This window comes from Paenibacillus sp. Marseille-Q9583 (genome assembly GCF_976954365.1).
This window is the reverse complement of record NZ_CDRJTB010000055.1, coordinates 32,947-48,436: the sequence shown is the minus strand read 5'-3', so window position 1 is coordinate 48,436 and position 15,490 is coordinate 32,947. Positions and strand designations below refer to the sequence as shown.

The 15,490-nt window shown below is 43.8% G+C and carries 13 protein-coding genes; 9 read left to right on the top strand and 4 right to left on the bottom strand.

What is annotated here, in order from left to right; genetic code table 11:
- Window positions 1-166 precede the first annotated feature (166 nt).
- Window positions 167-1,411: a glycoside hydrolase family 27 protein gene (locus ACWNM1_RS21945; protein WP_449602644.1), complete on the top strand. Its 1,245-nt coding sequence runs from the start codon at window positions 167-169 to the stop codon at window positions 1,409-1,411.
- Window positions 1,412-1,423: 12 nt separating this feature from the next.
- The gene (locus ACWNM1_RS21940) at window positions 1,424-2,383 is read left to right on the top strand and encodes a glycoside hydrolase family 43 protein (protein WP_449602643.1); all 960 of its coding nucleotides are present in this window, start codon (window positions 1,424-1,426) and stop codon (window positions 2,381-2,383) included.
- Between the two features lie 92 nt (window positions 2,384-2,475).
- On the opposite strand, the gene ACWNM1_RS21935 is transcribed toward ACWNM1_RS21940, so the two are convergent.
- Window positions 2,476-3,003: a hypothetical protein gene (locus ACWNM1_RS21935; protein ID WP_449602642.1), complete on the bottom strand. Its 528-nt coding sequence runs from the start codon at window positions 3,001-3,003 to the stop codon at window positions 2,476-2,478.
- Window positions 3,004-3,238: 235 nt separating this feature from the next.
- Between ACWNM1_RS21935 and ACWNM1_RS21930 the strand changes: the two genes are divergently transcribed.
- On the top strand, window positions 3,239-5,914 hold the full coding sequence (locus ACWNM1_RS21930) for a YhgE/Pip family protein (protein ID WP_449602641.1): 2,676 nt from the start codon (window positions 3,239-3,241) through the stop codon (window positions 5,912-5,914).
- 58 nt (window positions 5,915-5,972) lie between these two features.
- Here the strand turns inward: ACWNM1_RS21930 and ACWNM1_RS21925 are convergent, their stop codons facing one another.
- On the bottom strand, window positions 5,973-6,947 hold the full coding sequence (locus ACWNM1_RS21925; protein WP_449602640.1) for an aldo/keto reductase family protein: 975 nt from the start codon (window positions 6,945-6,947) through the stop codon (window positions 5,973-5,975).
- 115 nt (window positions 6,948-7,062) lie between these two features.
- Here ACWNM1_RS21925 and ACWNM1_RS21920 point away from each other — a divergent pair, with 115 nt between their 5' ends.
- Window positions 7,063-7,731, top strand: coding sequence for an SGNH/GDSL hydrolase family protein (locus ACWNM1_RS21920; protein ID WP_449602639.1), 669 nt, complete (start codon window positions 7,063-7,065; stop codon window positions 7,729-7,731).
- Between the two features lie 43 nt (window positions 7,732-7,774).
- Here the strand turns inward: ACWNM1_RS21920 and ACWNM1_RS21915 are convergent, their stop codons facing one another.
- Window positions 7,775-8,545: a DeoR/GlpR family DNA-binding transcription regulator gene (locus ACWNM1_RS21915; RefSeq protein WP_449602638.1), complete on the bottom strand. Its 771-nt coding sequence runs from the start codon at window positions 8,543-8,545 to the stop codon at window positions 7,775-7,777.
- Between the two features lie 238 nt (window positions 8,546-8,783).
- On the opposite strand from ACWNM1_RS21915, the gene ACWNM1_RS21910 reads away from it, so the two are divergent.
- Genes ACWNM1_RS21910 through fucU form a run of 4 tightly spaced genes read left to right on the top strand, consistent with a single transcriptional unit; the run spans window position 8,784 to window position 13,136 of the window.
- Window positions 8,784-10,550, top strand: a complete 1,767-nt coding sequence (locus ACWNM1_RS21910) for an L-fucose isomerase (protein WP_449602637.1) — start codon at window positions 8,784-8,786, stop codon at window positions 10,548-10,550.
- Window positions 10,551-10,580: 30 nt separating this feature from the next.
- Window positions 10,581-12,026: a rhamnulokinase gene (locus ACWNM1_RS21905; protein ID WP_449602636.1), complete on the top strand. Its 1,446-nt coding sequence runs from the start codon at window positions 10,581-10,583 to the stop codon at window positions 12,024-12,026.
- Window positions 12,027-12,044: 18 nt separating this feature from the next.
- Entirely contained in the window at window positions 12,045-12,695 is a 651-nt protein-coding gene (locus tag ACWNM1_RS21900; protein WP_449602635.1) for a class II aldolase/adducin family protein, read from the top strand.
- A gap of 12 nt (window positions 12,696-12,707) precedes the next feature.
- The gene (fucU, locus tag ACWNM1_RS21895; protein WP_449602634.1) at window positions 12,708-13,136 is read left to right on the top strand and encodes an L-fucose mutarotase; all 429 of its coding nucleotides are present in this window, start codon (window positions 12,708-12,710) and stop codon (window positions 13,134-13,136) included.
- Between the two features lie 3 nt (window positions 13,137-13,139).
- Here fucU and ACWNM1_RS21890 read toward each other — a convergent pair whose 3' ends face one another.
- Complete coding sequence (locus ACWNM1_RS21890) at window positions 13,140-13,967, bottom strand: AraC family transcriptional regulator (RefSeq protein ID WP_449602633.1); 828 nt, start codon at window positions 13,965-13,967, stop codon at window positions 13,140-13,142.
- A 146-nt stretch (window positions 13,968-14,113) separates the two neighbouring features.
- On the opposite strand from ACWNM1_RS21890, the gene ACWNM1_RS21885 reads away from it, so the two are divergent.
- On the top strand, window positions 14,114-15,400 hold the full coding sequence (locus tag ACWNM1_RS21885; protein ID WP_449602632.1) for a Gfo/Idh/MocA family protein: 1,287 nt from the start codon (window positions 14,114-14,116) through the stop codon (window positions 15,398-15,400).
- The last annotated feature ends 90 nt before the right edge of the window (window positions 15,401-15,490 follow it).

Below are 15,490 nucleotides of genomic sequence, written 5' to 3'. Positions count from 1 at the left end.
AAAAAGATGGTTTCACAGCGGAATCATGTTATTCTCACTATTTGTTTTACAAAAGTATTAAAAGGTTTAAATAAATATGTTTACAAGTCTTTTTGTCTATGCTATTTTTAAACTGAAAGTTTTAGAAAAGGACGTGAAAATCATTATTTTAGCTGCAACGCCCCCGATGGGCTGGAATAGCTGGGACTGTTACGGAGCTAGTGTTAATGAGGAAGAGGTAAGAGGCAACGCCGAATATATGGCTGCTCATTTGAAGGGATTTGGCTGGGAATATGTTGTTGTAGATATTCAGTGGTATGAGCCTGGAGCGAACTCTTCCCAATATCGTAACTTTGTACCGCTGGTCATGGACGAGTATTCCAGACTTCAACCGGCAGAAAATCGTTTTCCTTCCGCAAAGGGAGGCAAAGGTTTTGCCCCACTCGCTGAATATGTGCATGGATTAGGGTTGAAATTCGGCATCCATATTATGCGTGGAATCCCTCGACAGGCCGTTCATGCGGCAAGTTCCATTCTAGGATCTGAGCAAACTGCACGTGATATAGCACATCCCAATTCTATATGTCCATGGAATACAGATATGTATGGAGTAGATGCTTCTAAAGAAGGCAGTCAGGCTTACTATGATTCTCTCTTCCAGCTGTATGCCAGTTGGGGCGTAGATTATGTGAAGGTGGATGATATTGCCGCTTCACGTATTTATGGATACCACAAAGACGAAGTTGCCATGATCCGTAAGGCTATCGACCGCTGTGGTCGTGAAATGGTGCTTAGTCTTTCACCTGGACCTGCTCCGGTAGAAGAAGCTGAACACTTAGCTGAACATGCTAACCTGTGGAGAATGACCGACGATTATTGGGATCATTGGCATTTGCTGCGTGGAATGTTTGAGCGCTGCGAAAAATGGGCTCCTTACGTTCAGCCAGGCCATTGGCCAGACTGTGATATGCTGCCGCTAGGTCATCTTGGGATTCGTTCCGTTGATGGCGGGGGAGACCGATTTACAAGGTTTACTCCTGACGAACAGGTTACCATGATGACGCTGTGGACTATTTTCCGTTCGCCTTTAATGTTCGGGGGAGAGCTTAGAGACAATGATGAGTGGACATTATCTTTGTTAACCAATAGGAAAGTACTTCATCTGCATCATTTTGGTAAGGGTGGTAGACAAGTAGAGCGGAACGAAGAGTATGCAATCTGGACTTCTGAGGATGAACAAGGTAACCACTATGTAGCGTTGTTTAATCTCAGTGACAAAGAGTCGACACTTCAGGTATCTTACCAAAAGCTAAATGTTTCAGTTCCAAAAACGATACGTAATCTGTGGCAAAGCCATGACCTGGAAGTTACTAATGAAGGGGTTACGCAGTTTCTTCCACCGCATGGTTCTGCATTGTTAAAGCTTTTTTAGAGGAGAGAGATTATGGATACGAGTAGAGAGTACAACAACCCATTGGTGGAGCAACGTGCTGATCCATGGGTATATAAACATACGGATGGATATTACTATTTCACGGCTTCTGTTCCAGAATACGACCGGATCGAAGTAAGAAGATCTACAACCATCGAAGGATTAACTACTGCAGAACCAGTTGTAGCATGGCGCAAGTATGAGACGGGGCCGCTTAGTGCTAACATTTGGGCGCCGGAAATTCATTACATAGACGGAAAATGGTACATTTACTTTGCCGCAGCAAGGACTACGGAGACGACGGATGGTTTGTTCGATCACCGTATGTTTGCGCTCGAGAATGCATCTGCTAATCCCTTAGAAGGAACATGGGTAGAAAAAGGTCAAGTGAAGACTGCTTGGGAATCGTTCGCTTTGGATGCGACAACGTTTCAGCATAAAGGAAAATTGTACTATGTATGGGCTCAGAAGGACCTGAATATTGAGGGTAATTCTAATCTGTATATTTCTGAAATGAGCAATCCGTGGACACTCACAGGTCCTCAGACTATGATTGCTACTCCAGAGCATGACTGGGAAATTATAGGGTACAAAGTAAACGAAGGCGCAGCAGTACTGAAACGAAATGGTCGTATCTTTATCAGCTTCTCGGCGAGTGCTACAGACTTCAATTATTGCATGGGACTATTAGTAGCGGATGAAGACAGCGAACTTCTGGAGGCAGCTTCATGGACTAAACTACAAAATCCTGTATTCCAAACGAATGAAGAAAATGGACAATTCGGTCCAGGCCATAATAGCTTTACGGTCAATGAAAATGGGGAAGATGTGCTCATCTACCACTGCCGTAATTATAAAGAAATTACTGGCGATCCTCTTTATGATCCAAACCGTCATACTCGTGCTCAGGTCTTCCATTGGAATGAAGATGGCACGCCGAATTTTGGAGTTCCTGTTAAGGATACGCAATAAAAATATTCCGTTTTGCAATAAAAGAGGGTTACCCATTAGCCACGTAAATGGCCGCTGGGTAACCCTCTCTTTCATATGTTACGTGTTGCTGCTTAAGGTGTATATTGTTGCACGATGGAAGTGATTACGCCGTCCTGAATCGTAAGGTGATAAGGGAACTGGCTTAAGTCGAAAATATCCGATTTATTAAATTGATCGATAAATTGCTGTAAGGTGATAGCTTCGTTCCATTGAATATCTAAGTCCTCTATGTTACCAGTGTGATCAAAGATCTGCATGGTGACTGTTGCGTTATCCGCGATCGGATAGGTTGTCAGTGTATCAACATCATTAACAACATAATATCCGTCTGGAGCTCCGCCAATTTCTGCTGCACCTTCTGGGTCTCTTTCAGCAAAGATTCGGTCAGCATCAGCACCCTGATACCAGTTTATTTCATCGGCTGTAATGGAAAGCTTGCCATTCTCGGATTGAATAGTATGGATATATACCGTCTGTTGCTGAGTCTTGCCACTATCTTGCGCATCTACTCGTGTTCCAACGGTACTAGCAGTAGTAATTAGGGAAAGAAACAATAGAACAACAACTGGTAACACATACGCTGACTTTTTCTTAAACATTAGAAATCTCCCCCTTGAGATATGTAAAAAGGTTGTATATATCTTATTACCCGCTACGTTTTTTCCTAAACGGGCTATATACTTCTATTACGTTAAACGAGCAGGTTTTGTTGCAATTTTTTAAAAATATTTCTGAAAAACGATGCCGGTCATGAATCCACTAAAAATGATAGTAAAAGTTTGCCTCCTCGGGCATATTAAAATGTCAAAACATACAGATTAGGGGGAGCAACGAATGGGTGGAATACTACGGATTTATAGGAACGACTGGCGCAACGTATTTAAGGTTCCTGTGGCCGTGTTTCTGATCGCTGCTTTGGTGGTGTTACCTTCTGTATATGATTGGTTTAACGTTGCGGCAGTGTGGGATCCCTATAGTAATACCTCTGGCATTAAGATTGCTGTAACCAGTTTGGATGAAGGGACCTCTGTGAAGGATAAGAGCTTCAATATCGGCAATGATGTCATGGAAAGTCTTCGGAATAATAAAAGCTTAGGCTGGACCTTCGTAGATGCAGAAGCTGCGCACAACGGTGTGAAGCGTGGAGATTATTATGCGAGTATTGTTATCCCTGCTGATTTCTCCAAAAGAATGACAGGAATCCTCGAAGGCAGGATCGTGAAACCAGAGATTGAATATACCGTCAATGAGAAGATCAATGCGATTGCCCCTAAAATCACAGATAAAGGTGCCTCTTCAATTACAACACAGATCAGTGAGAATTTTACGGAAACCATTAGCGAAACCGTATTTACGGCTTTAAAGCAAATTGATTCAAAATTCCAATCTGAATTGCCTATTATACGCAAGGTTGAAAAAGGGTTGTTTAAGTTAGAGGCAAGTCTCCCCGAGATTGAAACGGCAGGCCAACATGTATTGAAAATTGAGGAGCAATGGCCGCAAATTCATGCATCAGCAACGCGCATCTCTAAGTTGGAGGATAAGCTGCCTGAGGTGGAAAAGGCGGGATTGGCATTAGAAAAAATAGCTGAACATTGGCCTCAAATTGCCAATGTTGCAGATCATTTAGGGGAGCTGCAGGATAAGCTACCCAAAATTGAACAAGCAGCACAGTTAATCGTTCAACTTGATAATCATTTTGGTGAAGTTGAACAAATCATGGACAAGGCGTCGGAAGGTCTTGCGGAAGCAAATAAAGTTGTTAACACTGCTCTAACTGCGCTACCTAAAGCCGACAAAATTGTAAATGCTGGAAATGATTTTGTTCTAGAGCTTCAACAGTTCTTAGAGAAGAGTAATGCTGCATTTGAAGCGGTACCTGCCGCCCTCAAACAAAATATATACCTGCTGCAAAAAACGGAGAACGCAGTAGTTCAGCTTGCTGAACTGCTGCAGGGAGAAGATATTGACCCGCAAGCGGTACGCGAGCAACTTGAGTCAGTTTCCACTCAGCTGGTGTCGGGAAGTAACGTGATGGATCATACGCTTTCTTTGTTATCGGCACTGAATACATTCTCACCAGGAACAGTAACTAATGTTGAGATTGGCACCTTGAAGGCTGTAAACAATGTCTTGAGCAGACAGTCTTCTTTGGTAAACTCGCTGGCGACGGATCTACAAAATGAGGATCAGCCTGATCCGAGTAATGTTAAGCAACTGGGTCTTAAATCTGGCGAAGGGAACGTAGCCATTTCGAAGCTTATTTCCGAATATGAAGCGGCAACTATCCCTGCTATAAAAAATACATTAGAGCAAATATCCACTGCTGCTGAGACTACAGCCACTGCCCTGGATCAAGTTCCGGATCGTCTATCGGCGCTGGGTACCCTTCTTGAGGAGACTATGGCAGCGATTGAGTTCGGACAATCAAGCCTGGCTAGTCTACAGCAGGACTTACCAGCTATTCGTGAAGCGGTACATACAGCAGCTAGCGGTGTCGCAGATAAGACACAGAGCTTTGGTACTTTTGTTCGTGATACACTTCCGCTAATTCAGAGCAGCTTGCCTGTTGCAGGAGAAAAAATACAACAAGCTGCAAATTTCGTCCGTCAGGATCTGCCGGCTGTCGAGGAACGGGTGCACCAGATTTCTGATCTGATACGTACAGGTCTCCCCCGTGCGGATAAGGGAGTAGCGGTCGCAGCGGATATGGTGCGAAATGATCTTCCGATACTGGAAGATTCGATTCGTAAAGCGGCAGCTACCATCCGTCAGATCAAAGATGAGGTGGATCTGGGAGAGATTGCTGAGCTGCTCGGAGGGGATATTAAGAGCAAAAGTGATTTTTTAGCCAATCCGGTAGTATTAAAAGAGAATAAGTTATATCCTATTCCGAACTATGGTTCGGCTATGACTCCTTTTTATGTTGTACTTTCCTTATGGGTAGGTGGCACACTCCTAATCTCACTTCTCCGTACGGGAGTGGACACTGAGGGAATTGTGTACAAGCGGTATCAATTGTATTTTGGACGTCTGCTGACGTTTCTTACGGTTGGAATTCTCCAAGCGTTGGTGGCTGTACTTGGTAATATCTTTATTCTGAAATGTTATGTGGTGGACAAGGTGTGGTTTGTCCTTTTTGCAGTATTAATTAGTATCGTATTCGTGACGATTGTATTTACGCTTGTCTCCGTATTCGGCAACGTTGGGAAGGGAATAGCAATCGTATTCATGGTGCTTCAATTCTCAAGCTCTGGCGGTACGTTTCCAATCAGTACAACAGGCCATTTCTTTCAAATGTTGAATCCGTTTATGCCATTTACTTATGCGATTAGTTTGATGCGGGAGGCGGTAGGGGGGATTCTGCCGGAAGTGGCGATTCGCGATTGTCTTTATTTGAGCCTATTCGGTGTAATAGCACTCTTACTGGCGCTAACGCTCAAGAAGCCGCTGGAGCGTTATATCGACAAGGCGGCTGAACAAGCCGAAGAATCCAAATTGATCTCTTAAGAAAAAAGAGGTTGTACCTAAGCCAATTGCTGTGGCTTTTGGTACAACCTCTTTTAGATTATCTCGCTGGAGCGAAATCGGCTACTGGCTTTAGAATCTCTTCAATTCTCTCCAAAATATCAAGCGATAGAACGGCATCAACAGCTTTGGCGTTCTCTTCCACCTGCGCTGGCTTACTGGCCCCGATAATTGCAGAACTTACACCAGGTTGCCGTAGGGTCCAAGCTAACGCTAGTTGCGACAGCTTCAAATCAAGACTGCTAGCTAGTTCATCCAGCTGTCCGACAACAGTCAGTACATCATCGCGGAAGTAGCTGCGAATGACGCCATTTACCGAATCATCAGCTGCGCGGGTTCCTGCCGGAGGCTGTTGTCCAGGTTTGTATTTACCTGTGAGAATACCTTGGGCGAGTGGGGAAAAGACCACTTGACCGAGGCCCTCACGCTGAGATACCTCAAGTACCTCCTCTTCAATGTAACGCTCGAACATGTTATAGATAGGCTGATTGGAAATAAGCGGACGCAGATTCAGTCTGCGTGAAATGCCGGTGGCGTCAGAAATTTGAGCTGCGCTCCATTCGCTCACTGCCGAATACAGAATTTTACCTTGCGCAGTTAGGTCGTCCAGCGCGCGTAAAGTTTCCTCCACAGGCGTCTCTTTGTCAAAGCGATGACAAAAATAAACATCAATATAATCGCTTCCTAAGCGGCGAAGGCTAGCTTCGCATTGCTCCATGATGTGCTTACGTGATAAACCACGATTATTTACATCATCTCCCATGGGGAAGAACACCTTTGTACTGAGCACATAAGATGATCTTTCATAGGCGCGAAGAGCAGCGCCCATTGCCTTTTCACCTTCACCGCGGTTATAGGCATTAGCTGTATCGAAGAAATTGATACCGCATTCAAAAGCTTTGCTGATGCAGGCGTCTGCTGCCTTTTGCTCTGCTGCTGTTCCATATGTAAGCCAGCTGCCTAAGCCGATTTCACTGATTTTTAGTCCTGAATTGCCTAGTCTTCTGTATTTCATTATTTTCTTCCTTCCTTGAGTTCTATATGTTAACTTTACTTGTATCCTATGGAACATTCAACTTGAATGTTTCATGTTCATGTAAAAGACGAGATCAAGGAGATGAATCGTAGTAATGACTAATCCAACTTCTAAAGCGAAAAAAGTGATTTTGTTTCAGGGTGATTCTATTACGGATGGAAACCGTGGTCGTGATGAAGATCCCAATCATATTCTAGGACATAGCTATGCATATATCATTGGTGGCAAGCTAGGAAATGAAAGGGCGGAGCAGAATCTAATATTTTATAACCGTGGAATTAGTGGGGATCGGATCTCCGATTTATATGCACGCTGGAATGAGGATGCGATTTACCTCCAGCCGAATATCATCAGTATTTTAATTGGTGTTAATGATCTTTGGAGAACAATGAAAGGGGAACCAAGTGGTATAACGGACCGTTTTGAACGTGCGTACCGTCATGTGCTTGAAGAAACCGGGGAAGTACTTCCGCAAACGAAGCTGGTCTTGTGTGAGCCTTTTATTCTAAATACCGGAGCTCCGGCAGAACAATGGGAAGAATGGAAAGAGCGGATTACTCATTATCAGGGTGTTGTTAAGCAGCTTGCAGAGGAATTTAATGCTGTGTTTGTTCCTTTACAGGAAGCATTCGATGCAGCTACTCGTAGAACAGATGCAGCATACTGGCTGTGGGATGGCGTTCACCCGACAGCGGCTGGGCATGATCTGATTGCTGGGGAGTGGCTGAAGATCGTAGAGAAAAGCAGTCTTTTAAACGACTAGTGAAATAAAGGTTCCCCCTTATCTTTATTTATGCACCTACTGATTACTCAGCGGGTGCATAGATAAGAGATATATGATAGTTATTCAGAAACTCGATCCATTCCTCAGAAGGCTTCTCGTCTGTAACGATATAATCCACTCTATCGAAACTAAATAATTTAATGAACGCAGTCCTGTCGAACTTAGAGTGATCTGCGAGCAGAACTACTTTATTCGCCTGCTGTTGCATCAGAATCTTTAGTTCACTTTCTTCTTCATTCGAATCGCTGATCCCACCAGTCATAGACAACGCTTTGCAGCTGAATATGGCTACGTCCACATTATATTTTTGAATAGTCTGCGAGGCGGTATGTCCAACGAAGGAGCTAGTCTCGGGCCCTAGTATTCCTCCAGTGGAAATTAGCTTTTGTCCAGAATGTTGAAATTCGGATAACACAACCAAAGAATTCGTAATAATCGTAAGATTGTTTTTCTCCTCTATAATTCTCCGTAAAGCCTCAAAAACGGTTGAACTCGTATCCGTCACCAAGCTGTCCCCATCATTAATTAATTGGAGCACATGATCAGCTATCGTACGTTTAGCCTCTATATTTACCTGATGTCTACTAACATAGGGAGGGTCCTCATTTGTGTGGGCATTAAGGATTGCCCCGCCATAATTTTTCTTGGCAAGTCCTTCCTTGTCCAGTTTATCCAGATCCCGCCGAATAGTCTCTTCCGAGACATTGAATTTTTGCGCCAGCTGAGCGACATGGACTTTCTTTTGTCTATACAGCTCATTAATGATTAGATCCCGCCGTTCAAATGCTTTCATCAGTTCACTCACCTCTATCATCATCTACTTCCTAGTTTACTACATTGCTCAAAAAATCAAATAAATAACCTCATATTCACATAATACCACAGTATAATAATATTAATACCACATAAAACCACATAAATTATCTATAAATATGTTGTTTTATGTTGACTAAAGCGTTTCCATATTTTATGATGTAGGAGAAATAGGTCCATTACCGATGAACCTAAGATGATCTTGAGGAGGAACAGTAGTGATAGAAAACTATCCGAAAATTGGCATCCGCCCGACCATTGATGGCAGAAGAAGAGGGGTTCGCGAATCGTTAGAAGCTCAAACCATGGGTATGGCTCAGCGGGTAGCTAAGTTTATTGAAGAGAACTTATTTTATCCGGATGGCCGCCCCGTAGAGTGCATCATTGCCGATTCTACGATTGGTGGTGTGAAAGAAGCTGCTGCTGCGGCTCAGAAATTTGCTGGGGCTAATGTTGGCTTATCGATTACTGTGACCCCTTGCTGGTGTTATGGTTCTGAAACGATGGATATGGATGCCTCGATCCCACATGCGGTTTGGGGATTTAACGGCACGGAACGCCCAGGTGCGGTATATCTAGCTGCTGTTCTCTCTGCTTATGCACAAAAAGGAATTCCGGCATTTGGTATCTATGGTGAGGATGTTCAGGAGTCTAGCAGTGAGGAGATTCCAGCGGATGTGCAGACTAAATTGCTGCAGTTCGCCAAAGCTGGGTTGGCTGTCGCTCAAATGAGAGGGAAATCATATTTATCAATGGGTTCTGTTTCGATGGGGATTGCTGGATCGATTGTGAATGAACAGTTCTTCCAAGAGTATCTGGGAATGCGTAATGAATATATAGATATGTCAGAATATGTACGCCGCTTTGAAGAGGAGATTTATGATAAAGAGGAATATAAGCGAGCACTCGAGTGGACCAAAGAAAACTGCCAAGTTGGTGCCGATAATAATCCGAAGCATCTGCAAATAAGTGATGATGAGAAAGAGAAGCAGTGGGAGACTTGTGTGAAAATGACATTGATCGCCCGTGATCTGATGATCGGCAATCCTGTTCTCGCTGAGTTGGGCTTTGAGGAAGAGGCCAATGGTCATAATGCGATTGTGGGTGGGTTCCAAGGTCAGCGCCAATGGACAGATCATTTTCCTAATGGGGATTTCATGGAAACGATACTGAACTCCTCTTTTGACTGGAACGGCAAACGTACTCCTTATATCGTAGCGACAGAGAATGATAGCCTGAACGGAGTAACGATGCTGTTCAATTATTTGCTTACGAATACTGCACAAATATTTGCGGATGTTCGAACCTTTTGGAGTCCAGATGCAGTTAAGCGAGTAACGGGTCATCAATTGGAAGGTGAGGCAGCACACGGAATACTTCACTTGATCAACTCTGGTTCGGCAGCTCTTGATGGGACAGGTGAGCAGACGATAGACGGTAAACCTGCGATTAAACCTTTTTGGGAAATTTCGGAGGATGAGGTAGAAGCTTGTTTGAGCCATACAGAGTTCCGCCCGGCTTCTCAAGAATATTTCCGTGGGGGCGGCTTTTCTACGGATTATTTAACCAAAGGCGGGATGCCGGTTACTATGGCACGTATGAACTTGGTTAAAGGGCTTGGACCTGTTCTTCAGCTTGTAGAGGGTCACACGGTGGAGCTGCCTGAAGATGTTCACCATACACTGGATCAAAGAACAGATCCGACTTGGCCAACGACCTGGTTTGCGCCTAAGTTAACCAATAATGGATCTTTCCAATCGGTGTATGATGTCATGAATAATTGGGGCGCAAATCATGGGGCCATTAGTTATGGGCATATTGGGGCAGATTTGATTACGCTGGCGTCTATTCTGCGCATTCCGGTCAGCATGCATAATGTTGAGGAATCACGTATTTTTAGACCTCGGGTATGGTCGTTATTTGGTACCGAAGATCTGGAGGGAGCAGATTACAGAGCATGTCAGAACTTTGGACCCCTCTATTAAAATCTTCCTGTGAAGCAGGTGTGGTGAACAATGGGTGATACGATTAAGCTTCTAGCCATAGATCTCGGCGCCAGTTCCGGAAGAGTTATGCTGGGGATATATGATGGTGATAAGCTGCAAATGGAAGAAATTCATCGCTTTGAGAATACGCCGGTACAGGTCAACGGGCATTTATATTGGGATACTCTAAGGCTCTTCCATGAAATGAAGCAAGGGGTTCAAAAAGCCTTTAGGCAACATGGAGAACTGAGGTCCTTAAGTGTGGATACATGGGGAGTCGACTACGGGTTTATTGATACAAAAGGAATGATGCTCTATTCCCCCCATCATTACAGGGATCGGAGGATGGAGGTTCACCGTCTCAAATTGGAAGCGCTACTCTCACCAGCAGAGCAATTCCGTATGACCGGTCTTCAGCCAAGTGTCATTAATACACTTTATCAGCTGTTCTCTGATTTTCAGGATAATGATTCTCTTAGGGAGACCGCGGATACGATTTTAATGATGCCAGATCTATTTCATTACCTATTTTCAGGTATAAAAGCAGCAGAAAGCACGATCTGGAGTACAAGCGGCTTAGTGGATGCTGTAACGGGAGAGCTCTCCTCTGAATTATTTAACAGGCTTGGAATCCCGAGTAGTCTAGTTCCACAACAGGTTCATGCGGGAACAATTATTGGATCTATCCTACCGATTATTCAAGAGGAGCTTAATATAGGTCCGATGAAAGTGATAGCCGGCGCTTCACATGACACGGCTTCAGCAGTAGCTTCGATCCCTTATACTCGTAAGGATGAAGCAGCATTTATAAGCTGTGGTACGTGGTCGTTGGTTGGTATGGAGACGCTTGAGCCGGTCATTTCAGAGAAAAGCTATGAATATGGTTTCACAAATGAACGTTGCTACGGTAATTCTAATCGTTTGCTAAAAAACACAACGGGACTATGGATTCTACAGGAGCTCCAGAGGAATTGGGCGAAAGCAGGAGAGAATTTTAGTCAAAGTGAAATGGTGGAATTAGCCCAAACGATTAATGGGGCGCCAGCGATCATTGACCCGAATGACCAGCTTTTCAGCACACCTGGTGTGATGATGCAACGGATTCAGGAATATTGTGAGCGAACGGGGCAACAGTCGCCTAATACGAAAGCTGAGTTTATACGCGTTATCCTTGAGAGCCTTGCGCAATCATACTGTAGAACGATTGAAGAAATGGAAGAGATCACCGGCAAGACAATCACTATCATTCATATGGTTGGCGGTGGGATTCAAAATGAGCTATTATGCCAGCTCACCGCTGATGCTACGGGTAGAGAAGTCGTTGCAGGGCCAGTGGAGGCCAGTGGAATTGGCAATATCATTGTCCAGCTGGCTGCCCTGGGGAAATTGGAAGTTTCTAAGGCGAAAGAGTTCGTGGCACGATCTTTTACCTTTAAGACATACCAGCCTTCTTTGGTGAAGAACTCTAAAAAATAGGATACGAGGAGAGAACTTATGGATAACTTGGAACAAAAACTACGTTCGCAGATTTGTGATATTGGCAGAAATTTGTTTAATAAAGATTTCATTGCCGCCAATGATGGGAATATTTCAGCACGGTTATCAGAGAATGAAATTCTCACTACCCCCAGAGCGGTAAGCAAGGGATATTTAGAGCCACATATGCTTGTAAAAGTAAACTTGCAAGGTGAAGTTCTTGAAGCGGCGGAAGGATACAGACCTTCAACGGAAACCAAAATGCATTTGAGAATTTATAATGAGCTACCTGAGATGAATGGTGTGGTTCATGCACATCCCCCGTACGCTACCGCTTTTGCCATTAAAGGTGAGGCGCTCGATAAAATGATGATGCCAGAGTCGGTTATCATGATCGGGGATATTCCTTTGGCGGCATACGGAACACCTTCAACTGAAGAAATCCCGGACTCACTGATGCCTTTCCTTGGCAAAAAAACAGCAGTCCTGCTCGAAAATCACGGAGCACTTACTTGGGGAACGGATGTTATGGAGGCTTATCTGAATATGGAGAGACTCGAATATACAGCCAAGATTACCTTTATTACACGTATGATTGACGGGGAGAGAGAGCTGCCACAGCATCGGATTGATGAACTGGTTGCACTGAGATCTTTTTATGGGAAGTAATGAGGTGCTTGGATGTTGAAAAAAATTCCTAAGCTACTATCTCCGGAGCTGGTACGTGTAATGATGGAAATGGGTCATGGTGATGAGCTTGTACTGGCAGATGCTAATTATCCAGGACACTCCTTAAACTCAAAAGTACTAAGATATGATGGTATTGGGATACCTGATCTTTTGAATGCAATATTGGAACTGCTGCCCCTTGATCATTATGTGGAACATCAGGTGGCGTTTATGGCTGTGGTTGAGGGAGACCCTACGGTGCCGGTGATCTGGTCCGTATACGAGTCGATTATCGCCAAACATGACGCTGAAGCGACGATTAAATATGAGGAGCGGTTTGATTTTTATAATCGTTCAAAGGAAAGCTACGCTATTGTTGTAACTGGTGAAGAAGCACTTTATGGAAATATTATAATAAAAAAAGGTGTAATCAAGGCCTGATGATCAGCGATTCTGCTTGCGGTATTGCAGAGGTGAGCATTTCGCGATTTGTTTAAACACCCGCCCAAAGTGAGCGATGCTGTCAAAGCCTGTATTCTCAGCAATGGTAGTGACTTTAGTGTTAGTGCTCTGCAAGAGTCGTTGGGCTTCCTTGATCCGAATGTAGTTTAGATATTCAACAATGGTGAAGCCAGTGGTCTGTTTGAATAAACGGCAAAGATAGGTACGGCTGATAAAAAAAGTTTCGGATAGCTGCTCTAATGTAAGCTTTTCAACATAATGTGCCTGTAAATAATTGATCATTTCGTAGACTTTAAGCTGCTTCTCACTGCTCTCAGGAGCGATGGGCTCGCGGCTTATTTCTTGTACTCTGTTCATTTCAATAAATAACTGGATGAGAAGTGTCTGAAGATAGGGGATTTGCTGTGATCGATGTTCTTCTTGTTCTTTTAGCATGGAGAAGAGGATAGATTCGATGGCTCCTTGTTCATGTACTCCGGGACGCAGAAGCAAGCTTTGGGTAGATAAAAAAGGAAAACTCAGATCATAGTTGGCCAACGTTTTTTGCAGAAAGCTCTCCTCAAAGTTAATCAATATTCGCTCATGCCGTGCTGAACCCTTAGAAGTGGTGCGGTGGAGTTCATTCTTGTTAATAAATATCAGATCACCTTTGCGTAAGGTATAAATTAGATTGTTGATATAATAGCTGCGCTCACCTGCGAGTAAATAATAAATTTCATATGTATCGTGATAATGGTCGGAATCCATGCTGAATGGGCCGGCTCTTTTGATTTGTTCAATGATAAATGGAGGCTCTAGCTCCTGTTCCATTGTAGATTTGCCCCTTTCAGATAATGAAGATAATATATGCAAAGTTTCCTTCATATTTGCTAATAATCGCTTAGATTTCGATGTATTTTATACTATAAACTATAAGAAGAAACGGCATCTAAATCAATAGCGATGGAGTGATTCTTGTGTCGAAGAAGAAATATGTATTCGTAGGTACCGGTGGCCGAGCGGAGTTCTTCTATGGTGAGATAACTACGAATTATCGTGAAACTTCGGAAATCGTAGGCTTTTGCGATGTGAATGGGGTAAGAATGGATTATGCGAACCGATTACTGGAAGGGAAATATCAGTATCATGCGGTTCCTACTTATAAAGCTCATGAGTTCGATCGTATGATTGAAGAGACTAAGCCGGATGTGGTTATCGTTACGAGTATTGACCGCACACATCATCGTTATATTATCCGGGCGATGGAGCTTGGCTGTGATGTTATCTCAGAGAAACCGATGACGGTGGATGAAGAGAAATGCCAGGAGATTCTTGAAGCGATTGATCGAACGGGGAAAAAGCTGCGCGTTACGTTCAATTACCGCTATGCCCCGCATAACACCAAAATCCGTGAATTGATCATGGATGGAGCCATTGGCGAAGTACTTTCTGTTAACTTTGAATGGCTGCTAAATACACAGCATGGAGCGGATTACTTCCGCAGATGGCATCGGGATAAGCGTAATAGTGGAGGTCTATTGGTCCATAAATCAACACATCATTTCGATTTGATGAATTTCTGGTTGGGCTCACGTCCGGACACGGTCTATGCCATGGGGGATTTAAGGTTTTATGGTAGAGAAAACGCAGAGAAGCGCGGTGTGACCGAGTTTTATCAGCGTGCTCATGGTAGTGCAGCAGCCGAAAATGATCCCTTTGCCCTTCATCTTAAAGATAATGAACAGCTGAAGCAGATGTATTTGGATGCCGAGCATGAAGATGGGTACCTGCGTGATCAAAGCGTATTCGGTGATAATATCAGCATTGAGGATACGATGGCAGTCATGGTCAAATACAAAAACAAGACGATTATGAACTATTCACTTAATGCTTACTTGCCTTGGGAAGGCTTCACTGTAGTATTTAATGGAACAAAGGGGCGGATGGAAGTTAAAGTAGTTGAACAGTCTTATGTAAATGCCGGAGGGAAGAAAGAAGATGAAGGTGCACTAAAGGACAAGCAAATCACTATATTCCCTCATTTTGCGCCGCCATATGAAGTTGAAATTGAAGAAGGTGTTGGGGGACATGGGGGCGGAGATCCGGTCATGCTTCGTGATATTTTTGAACGACCTGTGGAGGACCGGTTTAATCGAGCAGCTTCCCATGTGGATGGGGCGTTGTCTATTATGACCGGGATAGCGGCCAATCGTTCGATCGCTACTGGACTTCCGGTGAAGGTGGATCAGTTAATCAAATGGTAGAAAGATTAGCAGTTGAAATTTGTCTCTGTCTTCACGTTAATTTACTACTATTTTTAGAATTGAGCCCAAAAGAGAAGTAGAAATAATAAG